The sequence below is a fragment of the Burkholderia sp. YHN3-13 genome (assembly GCF_055810675.1).
Map to the genome: position 1 here is coordinate 56242 of NZ_JBVVNQ010000015.1, position 18929 is coordinate 75170.

The following is an 18929-nucleotide window of genomic DNA, read 5'->3' on the forward strand; positions in this document are numbered from 1 at the left end:
AACCTGCCATGGCACTCGAAACCTTCGTCAATTCCGAACCGTTCACGTTCGGCGTCGAACTGGAGATCCAGGTCGTCAACACGCACAACTACGACCTGACCAAGGCGGCATCCGACCTGATGCGCCTGATCCAGGGCGAGACCTTTCCGGGCAACATCACGCCGGAAATCACCGAGAGCATGATCGAGCTGTCGACCGGCATCTGCCATTCGCACGAGCAGGCCGTCAGCGAGCTGCATGCGATCCGCGACGTGCTCGTGAAGGCTGCCGACCAGCTCAACGTCGGGCTGGCCGGCGGCGGCACGCATGCGTTCCAGCAATGGAGCGACCGGCAGATCTACGACGCGCCGCGCTTCCAGTACATCTCCGAGCTGTACGGCTATCTGGCGAAGCAGTTCACGGTGTTCGGCCAGCACGTGCACATCGGCTGTCCCGATGCGGACAGCGCGCTGTTCCTGCTGCACTCGATGTCGCGCTTCATTCCGCACTTCATCGCACTGTCCGCGTCGTCGCCGTTCGTGCAGAACGTCGACACGGGCTTCCATTCGGCACGCCTGAATTCGGTGTTCGCGTTCCCGCTGTCGGGCCGCGCGCCGTTCGTGCTGACCTGGGACAGCTTCGAGGAGTACTTCACGAAGATGGTGAACACGGGCGTCGTCAACTCGATGAAGGATTTCTACTGGGACATCCGCCCGAAGCCCGGCTTCGGCACGATCGAGGTGCGCGTGATGGACACGCCGCTGTCGGTCGACCGCGCCGCGGCGATCGCCTGCTACATCCAGACGCTCGCGCGCTACCTGCTGACCGACCGGCCGCTGAAGCTGTCGGAGGACGACTACCTCGTCTACACGTTCAACCGTTTCGAAGCGTGCCGCTTCGGGCTCGAGGGCACGTGCGTGAATCCTCAGACGGGTGAACGCCGCACGATCGCGGAAGACATCCTCGACACGCTCGACCGGATCGCGCCGCATGCGGCCGCGCTCGGCTCGCGCGCGGCGCTCGACGAGATCGGCGCGCTCGCGAAAGCCCGCGTGAACGACGCATCGTGGTTGAGAACCGTTTTCAAACAGGAAAAATCGCTGAACGAGACGGTCCGGCAGCAGTGCTTACGTTGGCGTGAGTGAAAAAATGTTTTGCAGATTGCAGGCTCGACCGCGTCGCGATTCGCTGAATGACGGTTGGCGCCATGTCCGGCCGAAATCGGTGCCGGTCGTCCTGAAAATCTGTGGATAACCTAATATTCCGCTGCAAAGTCAATGATCTGTGCGCGGGATAACCCGGTGGATCAATGCCATTCGACCGATGGCCGATCCGAACAGGAAAATGCTGGCGCGCCCCGTTGCGCGGGCGCGCGGCATTGCGGGCACAACGAAAAATTTCAGTTATCCAGTGATTTTCCACAGAATGCAGGGGATAACTTAGCTGTGCGATTTTCCGCTCTCGCTTAGAATGTCGGCTTTGCGGACACCGGAACGGCGTGTGTCATTCCGGTCGCCGCGAACGCGACCGCCGCGTGTGCCTCGTGACGGCCGTGATGACGCACTCGAGAGAGCGCGTTTGTTTTGAGATAGACATTCGATCTCCACACTACGGCCGCTCGGCAATCCGGGCGGCGGCAAAGCGAAAAGACTATGAGCGAAGGCGTTTACGGGAACCAGGCTTCGGGACGTGTGACCCACAGCCTGCTGCGGTTGAGCACGGCCATGCGGAGCCAGGCATGGGATTGGGCGGAAGGCGCTGGCCTCACGCCGACGCAGGGCGAGATTCTCGTGCTGCTGCTGCAGCGCAAGGGCCCGATGCGGCTCGGCGAGATCGCGCGCGAGACGCAGCTCACCGCGGCGACCACGAGCGATGCGGTCAGCACGCTCGAGACGAAGGGGCTCGTCGAGAAGCGCCGTGCGCTGGACGACGGCCGTGCACTGGCCGTGCGCCTGTCGGCGCGTGGCCGTACGGCCGCGAAGAAGGCGCTGCAATGGCCTGAATTCCTGACGAAAGCCGTCGGCAAGCTCGGCGCGGACGAGCAGGGCACGCTGTACCGCGCGCTGCTGAAGACGCTGCGCGAGCTGCAGGTGGCCGGTGCGACGCCGCCGCAGCGCATGTGCCTGACGTGCGCGCATTTCCAGCCGGGCAAGCTGTCGAAGAAGACCGTGCATCACTGCGCGGCGCTCGACATCTCGATGTCGGACAGCGATCTGCGTCTCGACTGCTCGGTGCAGGAAGAAGCCGACGCGGCGACGCAGAAGAAGACCTGGAAGATTTTCGCAGGCTGACGTCCGTCGATCGACCGGGAGGCCGATGATGAACGCTGAAGTCGTGGCGATCCGCCATGTGCATTTCGAGGATCTCGGGAGCTTCGAGCAGGTGCTCGGCGAACGGGGGAGGCGGGTGCGTTATGTCGACGTCGGATCGTCGCGGGTCGAGGTGCTCAACGTGCTGGAGCCGTCGCTGTTGGTCGTGCTCGGCGGGCCGATCAGCGTGTACGACGATGCGCAGTATCCGTCGATCGCGCCGCTCCTGGCGCTCGTCCGGCAGCGCATCGACGCGGGGCTGCCGATCCTCGGCATCTGCCTCGGCGCGCAGTTCATCGCGCGGGCGCTCGGCGCACGTGTCTATCCGGCCGCGCAGCACGAACTCGGCTGGGCGCCGCTGGCGCTCACCGATGCCGGCCGCGCGTCGCCGCTGCGTCACCTCGATGGCGCGGCGACGTCGATGCTCCATTGGCACGGCGATACGTTCGACCTGCCGGGCGGGGCAATCCATCTCGCGTCGACACCGGCGTGCCGCCACCAGGCATTCGCGTGGGGGCAGCACGTGCTGGCGCTGCAATGCCACCCGGAAATCCGCACCGACCGCTTCGAACCCTGGCTGATCGCGAACGCCGGTGAAATCGCGGCGACGCCCGGCATCGACGCGCGCCGGTTGCGTGCCGATACGGTGCAGCACGGCCCCGTGCTCGAAACGGCCGCGCGGCGCATGTTCGCGGAGTGGCTCGACAGCGTCGGGCTATAGCGCTGCGGGCGGCTCCGCCCGCAGCGAAGGTCTGGCCCGGCCCGCATCCGTCGCAGGCCGGCGCACTGCCGTACGCCCCGCATTTTCCGCATCGCCGGCACGCGGCTGCCGGCCGTACCTGACCATCCGCTTACTGCCGGTTGCGCCGTCTGCACGCTTCCAGCCTGCGTGCTACGCTCGTCCGCTCTTTCCCTTTCCTGGCGAGCGGCTTCCATGACTGCGCTGTTTTCTCCGTTCACGCTGCGCGGCGTGACCCTTCCGAACCGGATCGTGATCTCCCCGATGTGCCAGTACTCGGCCGAACGCGGCGAAGCGACCGACTGGCACATGATTCACCTCGGCCATCTCGCGCTGTCGGGCGCCGGGCTGCTCTGCATCGAGGCGACCGCGGTCGAACCCGACGGGCGCATCACGCACGCCGACCTCGGCCTCTGGGACGACGTGACCGAAGCCGCGCTGAAGCCGGTACTGGCCGCGATCCGCAAGCATTCGCCGGTGCGCATCGCGATGCAGTTGTCGCATGCGGGACGCAAGGCGTCGAGCGCGGTGCCGTGGGAGGGCGGGCAACTGGTATCGGTCGCCGACGGCGGCTGGTTGCCGCACGGCCCGTCGGCCGTGCCGCACAAGGACGGCGAGACGCCGCCGCTCGCGCTCGATGCCGCGGGCCTGAACCGCATCCGCGAGGCCTTCGCCGCGTCGGCGAAGCGTGCGGCGCGGCTCGGCATCGACGCGATCGAAGTGCATGCGGCGCATGGCTACCTGCTGCACCAGTTTCTGTCGCCGCTCGCGAACCGGCGTACCGACGAATACGGCGGCTCGCTCGAAAACCGGATGCGTTTTCCGCTCGAGATCTTCGAGATCGTGCGTGCCGCGTTTCCGGAGGACCGGCCGGTCGGCGTACGCGTGTCCGCGACCGACTGGGTCGAAGGCGGCTGGGAGCTCGACGATACGATCGCGTTCGCCCACGCGCTGAAACAGCGCGGCTGCGACTGGATCGACGTGTCGTCCGGCGGCGTGTCGCCGCTGCAGAAGATCCCGCTGTCGCCCGGTTACCAGGTGCCGTTCGCGCAGGCGGTGAAGCGCGCGGTCGGCATGCCGACGATAGCGGTGGGCCTGATCAACGAGCCCGAGCATGCGAACCGGTTGATCGAGGCCGGCGATGCCGACCTCGTCGCGATGGCGCGCGCGATGCTGTACGACCCGCGCTGGCCGTGGCATGCGGCGGCCGAGCTCGGCGCGCAGGTGACGGCGCCGCCGCAATACTGGCGTTCGCAGCCGCGCGAGCACAAGGCGTTGTTCGGCGACATCGCATTCGGCCAGCGTTGAGCATCCCGCATGCAATATTGCGTGCGATGTTGAACGAAGCAATCGTGAACGTGTAGGATGCGGGTGATCCGCCGCATGCCCCGACGCGGCACCACCCGGTGCCGCGTTTTCGTTTGGCGCGACGCCGGGCCGCGATCGCGGCCGCTTCCATTCAAGTCGTCTTCACAAGGATTCGTTCGATGAGTTCACGCAGGATCGCGGTGCGCCGCTCGGGAGTACACGGCAAGGGCGTGTTCGCCGTGGCGCCGATCAAGGCCGGCGAGCGCGTAGTGGAATACAAGGGCGAGCGAATCTCGTGGAAGGAAGCGCTGCGCCGCCACCCGCACGACCCGAGCGAGCCGAACCATACGTTCTACTTCGCACTCGACGAAGGCGGCGTGATCGACGGCAAGATCGACGGCAACAGCGCGCGCTGGATCAACCATTCGTGCGCGCCGAACTGCGAGGCCGAGGAAGTCAAAGGGCGCGTGTTCATTCACGCGCTGCGCGACATCGGGCCGGAAGAGGAGCTGTTCTACGACTACGGCCTCGTGATCGATGCGAAGCTGACGAAGAAGCTCAAGCGCGAATACGCGTGCCACTGCGGCGCGGTGTCATGTCGCGGCACGCTGCTCGCGACGTCGGACGAAGGCGGGAAGAAGAAAAAGAAGAAGGACAGGAAGGACGGCAAGTCCGAGTCGAAGCCGAAGGACAAGAAGAGCAAGAAGTAAGACAGGCGGCGGCGCACCTAGCGCCGCCGCTGTCGTTCTAGCCCCGGGGCGGCGGGTCGCTCGCCGCGAATCGCTCAGTGCGTCGACGCCGCCGCCGGCGTTTCGCTGGCCGGCTTCTCCGGATGCGCGGCGAGCGGCACCCTCACCACGAAGCGCGAACCGCCGTCGGGCGCATCCTCGTACGACACGGTGCCGCCATGCATCGCGATGATGTCGTGCACGATCGCGAGCCCAAGCCCGGCACCCGTCTCGACGCCGTTGCCGCTTTGCGCGTCGCCGCGGAAGAAGCGCTTGAACAGGTCGGCCTGCTGGTTCGCGGGCACGCCGGGGCCGTTGTCTTCCACGACGATCTCGGCGGCCGGCTGGCCGTCCTCGAGCGCGCTACGCGCGACGTTCACCGTGATCCGCGCACCGTCCGGCCGGGCAAGCGGCACGTATTTCAGCGCATTGTCGAGCAGGTTCGCGATCACCTCGCGCAGCAGCACGGGGTTGCCGCGCACGGTCAGCTTCTCGTCGTCGTCCGCGCCGTCGGCGCGCTGGAAACCGAGATCGACGTGCGACGCGAGGGCACGCGGCACCCATTCGGCACCCGTCTCGAACGCCATCGCCGCGAGGTCGACATCGACGAAGCGTGCGGCCTGTTCACCCGGTTCCGCGCGGGCAAGCGACAGCAACTGGTTGGACAGCCGCACCGCACGGTCGGCGGCCGCACGCAGTTCGCGTACCGCCGCATAGGTCTGGTGCGGATCGCGCGCGACGGCGGCCTGTTCCGCATGCAGTTTCACGGCCGTGAGCGGCGTGCGCAACTGGTGCGCGGCGTCGGCGATGAACTTGCGCTGCGCGTCCAGCGCGGTCTTCAGGCGGCCGAGCAGCGCGTTCATCGCGCTCGTCAGCGGCCGGATCTCCAGCGGCACCTCGGTTTCGTCGACCGGTTCCAGCGACGTGTGGGTCTGCCGGTTCAGCGAATCGGCGAGATGCGTGAGCGGGCCCAGCTGCTGGTTCACGACGCGCCACACGATGCCCCAGCCCGCGAGCAGCAGCAGCAACAGGGGCATCATGATCGCGACGAGGAATTCGGCCGCGATCCGGTAGCGGTGCCGCACCGGCTGCGCGACTTCGACGACCATCGGCTTGCCGCCCTCGACGTTGTCGACACGCACCTGCGCGACGCGCACCGCGCGGTTGTCGTACTCCGCCTCGAACACGTACGCGTGATGCATGCGGCGCACGTTGATGCCCTGCAGCGGCAGTTTCGGATCGCCGGCGAGTTCCTGCTCGCCGTCGCTGATCCGGTAGATCAGCGCTTCGGCGGGATCGGAGAACATCGCCTGCGCGAGCGGCGGCACCGTGAACGGCGCGTCGGGGCCGGCGATCTGGATCTGTTTGGAGATGGCGGTGGCGAGATCGGCGAGCGAGCGGTCGATCACGTGCTGCGTGTACTGCCACGCGAGCCAGTAGGCGATCAGGCCGCTCATCAGCGCGAGCATCGACAGCGGGGCGGCGAGGCGCCGGAGCAGCGAACGGCGCAGGCTGGTGGTCACAGCCGGATCAGGAGACATTTCGACGGGCAAATGGATAAGCGCCGCTCACGGGGAGCGGCGCGGTCGTACGCCGGGCGGCGCAACGGAGCGGGCGGCGCACACGCCGGCGGCACCTGGCCGGCCGGCATGCGGCGTCGCTCAGACGCTCGCCGTCTGGCGGATTTCCTGCAGCAGGTAGCCGAAGCCGCGCACCGTGACGATTTCGACACGGCACTGCTCGAGTTTCTTGCGCACCCGGTGCACGTAGACTTCGATCGCGGTGTCGCCGAGATCGCCGCCGAAGTGCGTGAGGTGATCTTGCAGCTGGGCCTTGCTGACGACGCGGCCGTGACGCAGCAGCAGCATCTCGAGCACCGCGAATTCGCGCGGCGACAGCTCGAGCGGCTTGTCGTCGTTGAAGATGCGGCGGTCGACGCCCGACAGGCGGACGCCGCCGAGCGACACTTCCGGCCGCGGCATGTCGCTGTGCGGGCCGCTGCGGCGCATCACCGCGCGGATGCGCGCCTCGAGCTCGGCCGGCTCGAACGGCTTGAGCATGTAGTCGTCGGCGCCCGAGTTCAGGCCCTGGATCCGGTCGTTCAGCTCGTCGCGTGCGGTCAGCACGATCACGGGCGTGTGGCGGTTGGTCTGGCGGAAACGCGTGAGCAGCGTCATCCCGTCGATGCCCGGCAGGCCGAGGTCGAGGATCACGAGTTCGTGGCGGTTCTGTGCCAGCGCCTGTTCGGCAAAGATGCCGTCATGCACCATGTCGACGGTGAAGCCAGCCTGCTCGAGGCTGCTCTGGATGCCGCGTGCGATGGGGCGGTCGTCTTCGATCAGAAGGAGTCGCATGAAGTTCGCTCAAGTACAATGGGTTGGCGGTTCAGGCACGCGGACAGCACGACGCCGTTTCCACAGGGGCGCCGCCTTACCTGACAATCAAGCATGGCGGCCAGCGAACGATTAAATCCAATCATGTCCGATATTTCGATCCACGACCTAGAAGCCGCGATCAATTTCTGGCGCGCCCGCTCGCCGTCGAGCGGCGACGAACTCAAACTCTGCGAAGAGGCCAGCGCGCTCTCCAAGCCGTATGCGCTGCTGATTGTACAGCGCGAAAGCGCGTTGCAACTGGAAGGTTTGGACCCCAAGGCACGGAAAGCGTATGAGACTTACGTGCGCCTTAAGGATGGCTTGGAAAGCTGAAGGCTTTCGCTGAGTACATCCTAGAAAACGTTCATCGAAATGAAAAGTTGACGCGCCGCGCACCAAAAGACGCGCGGCGGTAGAGGAAAGCGTCAGGCGGACGGTTGCGCGTGCGCGCCGGCGCGGTCGATGAACAGCGCGAGTTCGATGTCGCGTTCGGTCAGGCCGTCGGCGTCGTGGGTCGACAGCGTGACGTCGACGCGGTTGTACACGTTGAACCATTCCGGATGGTGGTTCATTTCCTGCGCCTTGATCGCGACGCGCGTCATGAAGCCGAACGCTTCGTTGAAATCGGCGAAGCGCAGGCTGCGCTGGATGGCGTCGCGGCCAGGCACGGCCGTCCAGAGCGGCAGGCCTGCGAGCCGCGTCTTGCGTTCTTCTGATGTGAGCTTGTGGATCATCTTGCACCTCTCGTTCGGTAACGGCGCCCGCGCGCGGCTGCGCCGCGCGGCACGGCCGGCGCCGTTCATTGTTTCATAGTTGCGGGAAGGGTGACGGGCACCGGCCTCGGCGCCCCGGCGTGTCACGCGTCGGCGTCGTCGGGCCAGCCTTCGCCCGTGCCGCGGTGCAGCACGCGATCGCTATCGAGCACCGCGCCGGCCGCGAATTCGGGCAGCGCCGCGAGCCGGTCGGCCAGCGCACGGCCGTCGACGCCGGCGAGCGCGAACAGCTGCGCGAAATCGTCGATCACGAAGTAGGTCTTCTGGAACGTGTCGATCCGGTACTTCGTGCGCATCACGCGCTCGAGGTCGAAACCGAGCCGGTTCGGCGCCGCGCTTTCGAGGCTGTACAGGCTTTCGCCCTTGCTCGACACGATCCCGGCGCCGTAGATCGACAGCCCGTTCGGGCCGCGCGGATCGCGGATCAGCCCGAATTCCACCGTATACCAGTAGAGCCGTGCGAGCCGCGCCAGCGCCGCCTCGTCGTCGGCGACCGCGAGCGCGGTGCGGCCGTACGCCTGCATGTAGTCGGCGAACACCGGGTCGATCAGCAGTGGCACGTGGCCGAACAGGTCGTGGAAGCAGTCGGGTTCCTGCAGGTAGTCGAGCTGGTCGGGCCGGCGCATCCACCAGGTGACCGGGAAACGGCGGTTCGCGAGATGCTCGAAGAACACGCGGTCGGGCACGAGGCCCGGCACCGCGACGATCTCCCAGCCGGTCGCGGGCTTCAGCTGGCGGTTCACGTCGGCGAACGACGGCACGCGGTCGGCCGGCAGGTCGATCTTGCCGAGCCCGGCGACGAACGCGTCGCACGCGCGCCCGCGCAGCAGCGCCGACTGGCGCGCATAGAGCTGCTTCCACACCGCGTGGTCGACCTGGCCGTAGCGCCGCAGCGGCTGGTCGATGGTGAAATCGGCGCGGGTTTCGAGGCCCGCGTCGAACTGCTCCTGCAGTTTCGCGGTGACGACGGTGGACATGATCAGGCTCTGCACGCTGGGGTGGGTAACCATGCAAGTGTAGAGCGGGCCGCGCGCGGAAAGGGCGCATCGTTGGCGCTGATTTGATGGTTGATGCGATAATCGTGCATCAAATCATGAATTAATGCGGAGCATGCTCATGCTGGAACTCGATCACTTTGATCTCGCGCTGCTGGACGTGCTGCAGCGCTTCGGTCGCGCGACGCATCAGCAGCTCGGCGAGGAGGTGCCGCTGTCGCCGTCGCAGATCGGCCGGCGGCTGCAGCGGCTCGAGGCGGCCGGCGTGATCGAAGGCTATCGCGTGATGCTCCGCCCGGAAAGGCTCGGGCTCGGCGTCACCGCGTTCACGAGCCTGAAGCTCAAGCACCACGGCGATTCGATCATCGAGCAGTTCCAGCAGCAGATCGACGTGCTGCCCGAAGTGCTCGAATGCCACGCGGTGGTGGGCGATGCCGACTACCTGCTGCGGATCGTCGCGCCCGACCTGAACGCGCTGTCGCAGTTCGTGATGAAGAAGCTGATGCGCGTGCCGGGCGTCGACAGCGTGCGCTCGAACATCGTGCTGACGACCTTCAAGCGCAACGGCGCGCTGCCGCTCGCGCACCTGGCGCCCGGCGCCGCATGACGCAATGACGGGGCGGCGGAAGGGCTGAAGGCGGGCCGCGCTGCGCGGCCGCCGAAGGGCCGGATCAGGCCGTTTCGTGCTGCGTATCGGCGTTCAGCAGGTCGACGTACGCGACCGCGACGAGATCGTCCTGCGCCACGCCGAGCTTCGCGAACACGTCGTGCGCTTCGGCTTCGCCGCCGGCCTCGTCGTCGTCTGGGCCGAGCACGACTTCCAGTTCGATGAAATCGCCGAGGCCGTCGACGCGGTCGAGATGGATGCGCGTGCGACCCGCAAGGTACACGTGCCGTTCCTTCGTCACGATCCCGCGGGTGGTCAGCGCGGTCGCGAGCAGCGCGTGCATCGCGTCGGGGTTCGTCACCGGGCTGCGCGTGTAGTACGACGCCTTCGGGCCGTCGCGGTCGTCGCGCTGGTAGAAGATCAGTTCGGCCGGCGTGCCGTCCTCGAAACGGCGCAGCTTGAGCCGGCCGCGCGGCACGTCGTAGAAGAAATCCTGCTGGCGGTAGAACAGCGGCGCTTCGGTCGCGAGCTTGGCAGCCTGTTCGCGCAGCCGGTCGAATTCGCGGGCGCGGGCTTTGATCTCGATGTTGCGGGCCATGCGGGTCTCCTTCAATCGGGGTCTCGCGGTGTGCGAACGCACAATCTAGCAAAAACGCGAAGACGATGGCGTGACCGCCGGTGTGGCGGGATGACGCGTGCGGGCCGTCACGCCACCTTCATCAGCACGGCTCATATCGCCCACTGGGCCTCGATCAGCCGCAGCGCGGCCGCGATCGCCGGTTCGTCGCGCCGCTCGGCGAGCGTCACGAACGTCAGCTCGGTCGGCACCGTCACGCGTTCGACGATCGTCAGCGCGTGGGCGTGCGCTTCGGCCAGCGCGGTCGAGTCGCGCGCGAGCGTCAGTCCGATCCCCGATTTGACGAGGTCGAGCATCGACTGCTCCTGGTCGACCTCGGCGACCTTCACCGGCTGCGCGCCGGCGTTGGCGAAGCGCCGCGACAGCAGCCGGTGGTGCGCGGACGCCGGCGGCGTCCAGATCCACGGCAGCGCGGCGAGCGCACGCCAGTCGTGCGCGCGCTGCACGCGGTCCTTCCAGCCGGCCGGCGCGAGCACGCGGTACTGGAAATGCGTGAGCGTGACGGTGTGGAACAGTGCGCCGTCGAGCGAATCGTCCTCGCCCGGCCGGCCGATGTAGTAGCCGACATCGAGCGCCCGCGTGCGCACCTGTTCGATTACCCAGCCCGACATCCCGTGCCGCAGCGCCGTCTCGATCTGCGGATGGGTCTCGACCAGCGCGCGCAGGAAGCCGCCGAGCCGCAGGAAACCCGGATCGAGGATCGTGCCGATCCGCAGCCGGCCGCGCACTTCGTGCCGCAGCGCGGCAGCGGCGCGCTGCACGTCGGCGGCCGCGGCGAGCGCGCGTTCCGCATGCGGCAGCAGTGTCTGGCCGTCGCGCGTGAGCGCGAGCCCGCGCGACGTGCGCGTGAACAGCGTGACGCCGAGCGTCTCCTGCAGATGCTTGATCTGCAGGCTGACGGCCGGCTGCGTCACGTGCAGCTGCGCGGCGGCGCGCGTCAGGTTGCCTTCGCGCGCGACCGTCGCGAACGCGCGGAGCAGGGTGAGATCCATCGTCGTGATATGAGCGTGGCTTATAACGCAGTTCAGCATAACTCATTGGATCGGCTGCCGGCCGCGGGAGTACGCTTGCTCGGGTCATGGTGTGCGCGGCCGCCTGCATGGCCCGCGACGCACTATGCTGAAAATGCGCGCGGCATCGCGCCGCGCGGCGCACAACAAGGAAGAAGGGGACACGCCGTGAGTACTCCACGTACGCTCGAAGGCGAATTCGATTACGTGATCGTCGGCGCGGGCACCGCGGGCTGCGTGCTCGCGAACCGCCTGACCGAGGATCCCGACATCCGCGTCCTGCTGCTGGAAGCCGGCGGCAAGGACGACTATCACTGGATCCATATTCCGGTCGGCTATCTGTACTGCATCGGCAACCCGCGCACCGACTGGCTGTACAAGACGCAACCCGAGGCGGCGCTCAACGGGCGCGCGCTGTCGTATCCGCGCGGCCGCGTGCTCGGCGGCTGCTCGTCGATCAACGGGATGATCTACATGCGCGGCCAGCGCGAGGATTACGACAGCTGGGCCGAGGCCACCGGCGACGCCGGCTGGTCGTGGGACAGCGTGCTGCCGATCTTCAAGCGCAGCGAGGATCACCATGCGGGCGCGAGCGGCGCGCACGGCGCGGGCGGCTACTGGCGCGTCGAGAAGCAGCGTCTGCGCTGGGAGATCCTCGAATCGTTCGCACAGGCCGCGCAGCAGTCCGGCATCCCCGCGACCGACGATTTCAACCGCGGCGACAATACCGGGGTCGGCTATTTCGAGGTGAACCAGAAGCGCGGCGTGCGCTGGAATACGTCGAAGGCATTCCTGCGGCCCGCGATGGCGCGGCCGAACCTGACCGTGATCACCGGCGCGCAGGCGCAGCGCGTGATCTTCGACGGGCGGCGCGCCGTCGGCGTCGAGTATCGCGGCGGCGGCACCGACTACGTCGCGCGGGCCCGCACGGAAGTGCTGCTGACGTCCGGCGCGGTGAATTCGCCGCAGCTGCTCGAGCTGTCGGGAATCGGCGACGGCCGGCGATTGCAGGCGCTCGGCATCGACGTCGTGCAGGATCTGCCGGGCGTCGGCGAAAACCTGCAGGATCATCTGCAGTTGCGGATGGCGTTTCGCGTCGAAGGCGTGCGCACGCTCAACACGCTGTCCGCGCACTGGTGGGGCAAGCTGATGATCGGCGCCGAATATGCGTTGCTGCAGCGCGGGCCGATGTCGATGGCGCCGTCGCAGCTCGGCGCATTCGCGAAATCGGATCCGGACGATCCCGCGCTCACGCGCCCCGATCTCGAATACCACGTGCAGCCGTTGTCGCTCGAACGCTTCGGCGAACCGCTGCACAGCTTCAACGCATTCACGGCGTCGGTGTGTCATCTGCGGCCGACCTCGCGTGGCAGCGTGCACGTCACGAGCGCCGATCCGGGCATCGCGCCGGCGATCGCGCCGAACTATCTGTCGACCGATCACGATCGCCATGTCGCCGCGAACGCGCTGCGCCTGACGCGCCGGATCGCGTCCGCGCCGGCGCTCGCGCGCTATCGTCCCGCGGAAATCCTGCCGGGCACGCAATACCGGAGCGAAGCCGAGCTGATCGAGGCGGCCGGCGCCGTCGGCACGACGATCTTCCATCCGGTCGGCACCTGCCGGATGGGACGGGCCGACGACGAACGCGCGGTGGTCGACAGCCGGTTGCGCGTACGCGGCATCGCCGGGCTGCGGATCGTCGACGCGTCGGTGATGCCGTTCATCACGTCGGGCAACACCAATTCGCCGACGCTGATGATCGCCGAGCGCGCGAGCGACATGATCCGCGCCGATCGCCGCGCGGCGCGCGAGGCGACGCCGGTGCGAACCGACGCTGCGGCGTCGGTTGCGTGACGGCCCGCTGACGCGCGCGACAGCGGGCCGTCATGCACGCGGCCGCTGATTCGCTATGCGAAACAAGCCGTCGCCGCGGCCGCGCGAGCGGCACGATCCATGCTCGATGCAGGCCGCGCAGTCGCGCGGCTTGTTTCATCGCGCGTGCCGGGTGTGGCGGAAGGTCAACGCGCGATGATGCACGTGTCAAAAAAGCATGGCGAAAAATCGCGTTCGGCCGCGTGCGACAGGGCGGTCAGCCCTATAAGTGCAAATCCCGATGATTGCACTGCACCAACGGCGCGACAATGTTGCGCAATGTGCATACGCGTCGGCGCGGGAGACCAACCCTCGAGGCGTACCACGGCGCCCGGGAGCAGCCCGCTGATCCGCTGACCTGTTCGCGGCCGCTTGCGCCAGGCATCCCGGTGCTTCGCCTGACTTCGTACGGAAGGGAACATGATTCTCGGCGACACGATTCTGGAAACACGCGGACTGACGAAGGAATTCAGGGGCTTCACCGCCGTGAACGGCGTCAACCTGCGTGTGCGCCGCGGTGCGATCCACGCATTGATCGGGCCCAACGGCGCGGGCAAGACCACCTGCTTCAACCTTCTCACCAAGTTCCTGACACCGACGGCCGGCCAGATCGTCTTCAACGGCATCGACATCACCGACGAGCGGCCCGCGCAGGTCGCGCGGCGCGGCATCATCCGTTCGTTCCAGATCTCGGCCGTGTTCCCGCACCTGACCGCGCTGCAGAACGTGCGCATCGGCCTGCAGCGCGCGCTCGGCACCGAATTCCATTTCTGGCGCAGCGAACGCACGCTGAAGCGGCTCGACGACCGCGCGATGGATCTCCTCACGCAGGTCGGCCTCACCGATTTCGCGCACGTGCCGACCGTCGAGCTCGCGTACGGCCGCAAGCGCGCGCTCGAGATCGCGACGACGCTCGCGATGGAGCCCGAACTGATGCTGCTCGACGAGCCCACGCAGGGGATGGGCCACGAGGACGTCGATCGCGTGACCGCGCTGATCAAGAAGGTCGCGAGCGGCCGCACGATCCTGATGGTGGAACACAACATGAACGTGATCGCGGGCATCTCCGACACGATTACCGTCCTGCAACGCGGTGAGGTGCTGGCCGAAGGCTCGTATGCGGAGGTCTCGAAGAATCCGCTCGTCATCGAAGCCTACATGGGCAGCGCCGACGCGGCGCTCGCGGGGGCGCACGCATGAAGCACAGCGAACGGGAGGAACGCGAATTGAGCGGCGTCGAGAGCGGTACGCCCGCGCTGGAGATCACGGGCCTGGAGGCCTGGTACGGGGAGTCCCACATATTGCACGGTGTCGACCTGACCGTGCATCGCGGCGAGGTCGTCACGCTGCTCGGCCGCAACGGCGCGGGCCGCACGACGACGTTGCGCGCGATCATGGGCCTCACGGGCCGCCGCAGCGGGTCGATCAAGGTCGCGGGCCACGAGACGATCGGCCTCGCGACGCACCGCATCGCGCATTTCGGCATCGGCTACTGCCCGGAGGAGCGCGGGATCTTCTCGAGCCTGTCGTGCGAGGAGAACCTGATGCTGCCGCCGCTGATCGGGCCGCGCGAGCACGCGATGTCGCTCGACGAGATCTACGCGATGTTCCCGAACCTCGCGTCGCGCCGGCAGAGCCAGGGCACGCGGCTGTCCGGCGGCGAGCAGCAGATGCTCGCGGTCGCGCGGATCCTGCGCACCGGCGCGAACCTGCTGCTGCTCGACGAGATTTCCGAAGGCCTCGCACCGGTGATCGTGCAGGCGCTCGCGCGGATGATCGTCGCGCTGAAGGCGCGCGGCTACACGATCGTGATGGTCGAACAGAATTTCCGTTTTGCCGCGCCGCTCGCCGACCGCTTCTACGTGATGGAGCACGGCACCATCGTCGAGCATTTCCAGGCGGCCGAACTGGAAAGCAAGATGCCGACCCTGCACGACCTGCTTGGGGTGTGACGCCGCCCCGTTGCCCTTGCCGCTAGCCGTGGCGGCCCTCGAACAACCACAACGCATCAGAACAACAGGAGACGTCAATGAAAATGAAGACCCTCGCACAGGCCTGTCTCGCACTCGCGGCCGCCGCGTTCACCGCCGGCGCCGCACACGCGGCGGATACCGTGAAGATCGGCTTCATCACCGACATGTCGGGGCTTTACGCGGATATCGACGGGCAGGGCGGCCTCGAGGCGATCCGCATGGCGGTCGCCGATTTCGGCGGCAAGGTGCTCGGCAAGCCGATCGAGGTCGTCTATGCCGATCACCAGAACAAGGCCGACATTGCCGCATCGAAGGCGCGCGAATGGATGGACCGCGGCGGGCTCGACCTGCTGGTCGGCGGCACGAACTCGGCCACCGCGCTGTCGATGAACCAGGTCGCGGCCGAGAAGAAGAAGGTCTACATCAACATCGGCGCGGGCGCCGACACGCTGACCAACGAGCAGTGCACGCCGTACACGGTCCACTATGCATACGACACGATGGCGCTCGCGAAAGGCACCGGTTCGGCGGTGGTGAAGCAGGGCGGCAAGTCGTGGTTCTTCCTGACGGCCGACTACGCGTTCGGCAAGGCGCTCGAGAAGAACACGTCGGACGTCGTGAAGGCGAACGGCGGGCAGGTGCTCGGCGCGGTGCGCCACCCGCTGTCGGCATCGGATTTCTCGTCGTTCCTGCTGCAGGCGCAGGCGTCGAAGGCGCAGATTCTCGGCCTCGCGAACGCGGGCGGCGACACGATCAACTCGATCAAGGCCGCGAAGGAATTCGGCATCATGAAGACGATGAAGCTCGCCGCGCTGCTGATGTTCATCGACGACGTGCACAGCCTCGGCCTCGAGACGACGCAGGGCCTCGTGCTGACCGACAGCTGGTACTGGAACCGCGACGCGGCGTCGCGCCAGTGGGCGCAGCGCTACTTCGGCAAGATGAAGAAGATGCCGTCGAGTCTGCAGGCGGCCGACTACTCGTCGGTGACGACCTACCTGAAGGCCGTGCAGGCCGCCGGGACGACCGACTCCGACAAGGTGATGGCCGAGCTGAAGAAGATCAAGATCAACGACTTCTACGCGAAGGGCTACATCCGCACGGACGGCAGCATGATCCACGACATGTACCTGATGGAAGTGAAGAAGCCGTCGGAATCGAAGGAGCCGTGGGATTACTACAAGGTGCTCGCGACGATTCCGGGCGAACAGGCGTTCGGGACCAAGCAGGAGACGCGCTGCGCGTTGTGGAAGTAAGCAGGGCGTAGCGGCGCGCACGGGCGCGCCGCTCGGTGGCGGCTGCCGCGATGTGCCCGCTGCGCCGCCCGCGTGCGTGGCGCCTGAAGGTTGCGCACGCAACGAAACTCATTCTGACGGCTAAGTCGATGGAAATCTTTGGCATTCCGTTGCCGGCGATGCTGAGCCAGTTGCTGCTCGGGCTCGTCAACGGCTCGTTCTACGCGATCCTGAGCCTCGGGCTCGCGGTGATCTTCGGGCTGCTCAACGTGATCAACTTCGCGCACGGCGCGCTGTTCATGCTGGGCGCGATGCTCGCGTGGATGGGCCTGTCGTACTTCGGGCTGCCGTACTGGGCGATGCTCGTGCTGGCGCCGCTGGTGGTCGGCGCGTTTGGGATCGCGATCGAACGCTCGATGCTGCGCTGGCTGTACAAGCTCGATCACCTGTACGGGCTGCTGCTCACGTTCGGCCTCACGCTGGTCGTCGAAGGCGTGTTCCGGTCGATCTACGGATCGTCGGGCCAGCCGTACGACGTGCCGTCGCAGCTGTCGGGCGCGACCAACCTCGGCTTCATGTTCCTGCCGAACTATCGCGCGTGGGTCGTCGTCGCGTCGCTCGCGGTGTGTCTCGCGACGTGGTTCGTGATCGAGAAGACGCGTCTGGGTGCCTACCTGCGCGCGGGCACCGAGAACCCGAAGCTCGTCGAGGCGTTCGGCGTGAACGTGCCGATGATGATCACGCTCACCTACGGCTTTGGCGTCGCGCTCGCCGCGTTCGCCGGCGTGCTGGCCGCGCCGGTGATTCAGGTGTCGCCGCTGATGGGCCAGCCGATGATCATCACCGTGTTCGCGGTGGTCGTGATCGGCGGGATGGGCTCGATCCTCGGCTCGATCGTCACGGGCCTGCTGCTCGGCGTGATCGAAGGCTTCACGCGCGTGTTCTATCCGGAAGCGTCGGCCACCGTCGTGTTCGTGATCATGGCGATCGTGCTGCTGTTCCGCCCGGCGGGCCTCTTCGGCAAGGAAAAATGATGCAGAGAAAAGTGCTCTACGGCGTGCTGCTCGCCGCACTGCTCGCCGCGCCGTTCATCGGCGCGTATCCGGTGTTCGTGATGAAGGTGCTGACGTTCGCGCTGTTCGCGGCCGCGTTCAACCTGCTGATCGGCTATACGGGGCTGCTGTCGTTCGGCCATGCGATGTTCCTCGCGACGGCCGGCTACGCGACCGGCTATTCGATGCAGACGCTCGGCTTCACGCCGGAGCTCGGCGTGCTGGTCGGCACCGTCGCCGCGACGCTGCTCGGGCTCGTCGTCGGGCTGTTCGCGATCCGCCGGCAGGGCATCTACTTCGCGATGATCACGCTCGCGTTCGCGCAGATGGTCTATTTCATCTACCTGCAGGCGCCGTTCACGCACGGCGAGGACGGCCTGCAGGGCGTGCCGCGCGGCCGCCTGTTCGGGCTGCTCGACCTGTCGAACGACGTCGCGCTGTACTACGTCGTGCTGGCGGTGGTCGTCGCCGCATGCGCGTTCATCGTGCGGGTCGTCCATTCGCCGTTCGGCCAGGTGCTCGTCGCCATCAAGGAAAACGAAGCGCGCGCCATCTCGCTCGGCTACGACACCGACCGCTTCAAGCTGCTCGCGTTCATCCTGTCGGCCGGGCTCGCGGGGCTGGCCGGCTCGCTGAAGGTGCTCGTGCTCGGCTTCGAGACGCTATCCGACGCGCACTGGACGATGTCGGGCCTGGTCGTGCTGATGACGCTCGTCGGCGGGATGGGCACGCTGTTCGGGCCGCTGCTCGGCGCCGCGCTGATCGTCGCGCTGGAAGACCGGCTCGGCGACATCGGAGAATGGCTCGCGTCGGCCACGGGCGTCGCGTGGTTTCATTCGCTCGGCGAGTCGGCGACGATCGTCACCGGGCTGATCTTCATCGCATGCGTGCTGGCATTCCGGCGCGGCATCGTCGGCGAGATGGTTGCGCGGATCAAGCCGCTCCGGGCATCGCCCTGAGCGCAGGCCGTACGCATCGCCGCCCGCTGATGCGCAGCACCATCCCGCATGCGCCGAAAAGGGTATTGCGGCCGGCTCGGGCCGGCGCCGCGCGACAGGCTGGTGCCCCATTTTCGTGCGGCAATGCACCATAGGGGTAAATGCTAAGTTGTCGTGGTGCTTAAGCCTCTTTAAGATTCACTCTAGTTCTGATGCACCGCGAAACGAATTTGCAGGTGGAGAACGAGGAGACAATCGAGGCACAAAGTGCCCGGACCCCAAAGCGCTGTTGGACGGAATCCAACAGCGCTTTTTCATTTGCGTGCACGGATTTCCCCCGATGGTGCATCGGCCTGCGCGATAGTCGTGCCCCGCGCCTGCATGCGCATCGCTTCCGCG

The 18929-nt window shown here is 66.9% G+C and carries 19 protein-coding genes; 13 read left to right on the forward strand and 6 right to left on the reverse strand.

Annotated features, from left to right (window positions below):
• Positions 1-8: 8 nt before the first annotated feature.
• From AC0KUR_RS27575 to AC0KUR_RS27595, 5 genes are all read left to right on the forward strand, one after another.
• Complete coding sequence (locus AC0KUR_RS27575) at positions 9-1124, forward strand: YbdK family carboxylate-amine ligase (RefSeq protein ID WP_034188192.1); 1116 nt, start codon at positions 9-11, stop codon at positions 1122-1124.
• Positions 1125-1631: 507 nt separating this feature from the next.
• Positions 1632-2270 carry a MarR family winged helix-turn-helix transcriptional regulator gene (locus tag AC0KUR_RS27580; protein ID WP_034188191.1) on the forward strand — a complete coding sequence of 213 codons (639 nt, stop codon included), beginning with the start codon at positions 1632-1634 and terminating at the stop codon, positions 2268-2270.
• Positions 2271-2298: 28 nt separating this feature from the next.
• Positions 2299-3009: a glutamine amidotransferase gene (locus AC0KUR_RS27585; protein ID WP_059559551.1), complete on the forward strand. Its 711-nt coding sequence runs from the start codon at positions 2299-2301 to the stop codon at positions 3007-3009.
• 213 nt (positions 3010-3222) lie between these two features.
• Positions 3223-4335 (forward strand): NADH:flavin oxidoreductase/NADH oxidase, encoded by a 1113-nt coding sequence (locus AC0KUR_RS27590; RefSeq protein WP_034188190.1) that lies wholly within the window; start codon positions 3223-3225, stop codon positions 4333-4335.
• A 179-nt stretch (positions 4336-4514) separates the two neighbouring features.
• Positions 4515-5045, forward strand: coding sequence for an SET domain-containing protein (locus tag AC0KUR_RS27595; RefSeq protein ID WP_034188189.1), 531 nt, complete (start codon positions 4515-4517; stop codon positions 5043-5045).
• A gap of 74 nt (positions 5046-5119) precedes the next feature.
• Here the strand turns inward: AC0KUR_RS27595 and AC0KUR_RS27600 are convergent, their stop codons facing one another.
• Both AC0KUR_RS27600 and AC0KUR_RS27605 read right to left on the reverse strand, forming a co-directional pair.
• The gene (locus AC0KUR_RS27600; RefSeq protein ID WP_034188188.1) at positions 5120-6604 is read right to left on the reverse strand and encodes a sensor histidine kinase; all 1485 of its coding nucleotides are present in this window, start codon (positions 6602-6604) and stop codon (positions 5120-5122) included.
• A gap of 120 nt (positions 6605-6724) precedes the next feature.
• On the reverse strand, positions 6725-7417 hold the full coding sequence (locus AC0KUR_RS27605) for a response regulator (protein ID WP_006401494.1): 693 nt from the start codon (positions 7415-7417) through the stop codon (positions 6725-6727).
• A gap of 123 nt (positions 7418-7540) precedes the next feature.
• Here AC0KUR_RS27605 and AC0KUR_RS27610 point away from each other — a divergent pair, with 123 nt between their 5' ends.
• Positions 7541-7771 (forward strand): DUF3717 domain-containing protein, encoded by a 231-nt coding sequence (locus tag AC0KUR_RS27610; protein ID WP_006401493.1) that lies wholly within the window; start codon positions 7541-7543, stop codon positions 7769-7771.
• 92 nt (positions 7772-7863) lie between these two features.
• Here the strand turns inward: AC0KUR_RS27610 and AC0KUR_RS27615 are convergent, their stop codons facing one another.
• Both AC0KUR_RS27615 and phhA read right to left on the reverse strand, forming a co-directional pair.
• Complete coding sequence (locus AC0KUR_RS27615) at positions 7864-8241, reverse strand: 4a-hydroxytetrahydrobiopterin dehydratase (RefSeq protein ID WP_260435789.1); 378 nt, start codon at positions 8239-8241, stop codon at positions 7864-7866.
• Between the two features lie 53 nt (positions 8242-8294).
• Entirely contained in the window at positions 8295-9188 is an 894-nt protein-coding gene (phhA, locus tag AC0KUR_RS27620) for a phenylalanine 4-monooxygenase (RefSeq protein WP_069705891.1), read from the reverse strand.
• 139 nt (positions 9189-9327) lie between these two features.
• Between phhA and AC0KUR_RS27625 the strand changes: the two genes are divergently transcribed.
• Positions 9328-9813, forward strand: a complete 486-nt coding sequence (locus AC0KUR_RS27625) for an Lrp/AsnC family transcriptional regulator (RefSeq protein WP_034188251.1) — start codon at positions 9328-9330, stop codon at positions 9811-9813.
• 64 nt (positions 9814-9877) lie between these two features.
• Here AC0KUR_RS27625 and AC0KUR_RS27630 read toward each other — a convergent pair whose 3' ends face one another.
• Both AC0KUR_RS27630 and AC0KUR_RS27635 read right to left on the reverse strand, forming a co-directional pair.
• The gene (locus AC0KUR_RS27630; protein WP_034188187.1) at positions 9878-10411 is read right to left on the reverse strand and encodes a class IV adenylate cyclase; all 534 of its coding nucleotides are present in this window, start codon (positions 10409-10411) and stop codon (positions 9878-9880) included.
• 131 nt (positions 10412-10542) lie between these two features.
• Positions 10543-11442 (reverse strand): LysR family transcriptional regulator, encoded by a 900-nt coding sequence (locus tag AC0KUR_RS27635; RefSeq protein WP_473376662.1) that lies wholly within the window; start codon positions 11440-11442, stop codon positions 10543-10545.
• Between the two features lie 186 nt (positions 11443-11628).
• Here AC0KUR_RS27635 and AC0KUR_RS27640 point away from each other — a divergent pair, with 186 nt between their 5' ends.
• The 6 genes from AC0KUR_RS27640 to AC0KUR_RS27665 all read left to right on the forward strand — a co-directional run bounded on the left by AC0KUR_RS27640 (position 11629) and on the right by AC0KUR_RS27665 (position 18551).
• Positions 11629-13314 (forward strand): GMC family oxidoreductase, encoded by a 1686-nt coding sequence (locus AC0KUR_RS27640; RefSeq protein ID WP_473376663.1) that lies wholly within the window; start codon positions 11629-11631, stop codon positions 13312-13314.
• Positions 13315-13752: 438 nt separating this feature from the next.
• A complete protein-coding gene (locus AC0KUR_RS27645) occupies positions 13753-14532 on the forward strand; it encodes an ABC transporter ATP-binding protein (protein WP_006477266.1) in 780 nt (259 codons plus the stop codon).
• Positions 14529-15284, forward strand: coding sequence for an ABC transporter ATP-binding protein (locus tag AC0KUR_RS27650; protein WP_049034865.1), 756 nt, complete (start codon positions 14529-14531; stop codon positions 15282-15284). The genes AC0KUR_RS27645 and AC0KUR_RS27650 overlap by 4 nt, the downstream gene beginning before the upstream one ends.
• Before the next feature lie 77 nt (positions 15285-15361).
• The gene (locus tag AC0KUR_RS27655; protein ID WP_034188183.1) at positions 15362-16561 is read left to right on the forward strand and encodes an ABC transporter substrate-binding protein; all 1200 of its coding nucleotides are present in this window, start codon (positions 15362-15364) and stop codon (positions 16559-16561) included.
• Positions 16562-16689: 128 nt separating this feature from the next.
• Positions 16690-17574, forward strand: coding sequence for a branched-chain amino acid ABC transporter permease (locus AC0KUR_RS27660; RefSeq protein ID WP_034188182.1), 885 nt, complete (start codon positions 16690-16692; stop codon positions 17572-17574).
• Entirely contained in the window at positions 17574-18551 is a 978-nt protein-coding gene (locus AC0KUR_RS27665; RefSeq protein ID WP_034188181.1) for a branched-chain amino acid ABC transporter permease, read from the forward strand. Before AC0KUR_RS27660 ends, AC0KUR_RS27665 begins: the two co-directional genes overlap by 1 nt.
• The last annotated feature ends 378 nt before the right edge of the window (positions 18552-18929 follow it).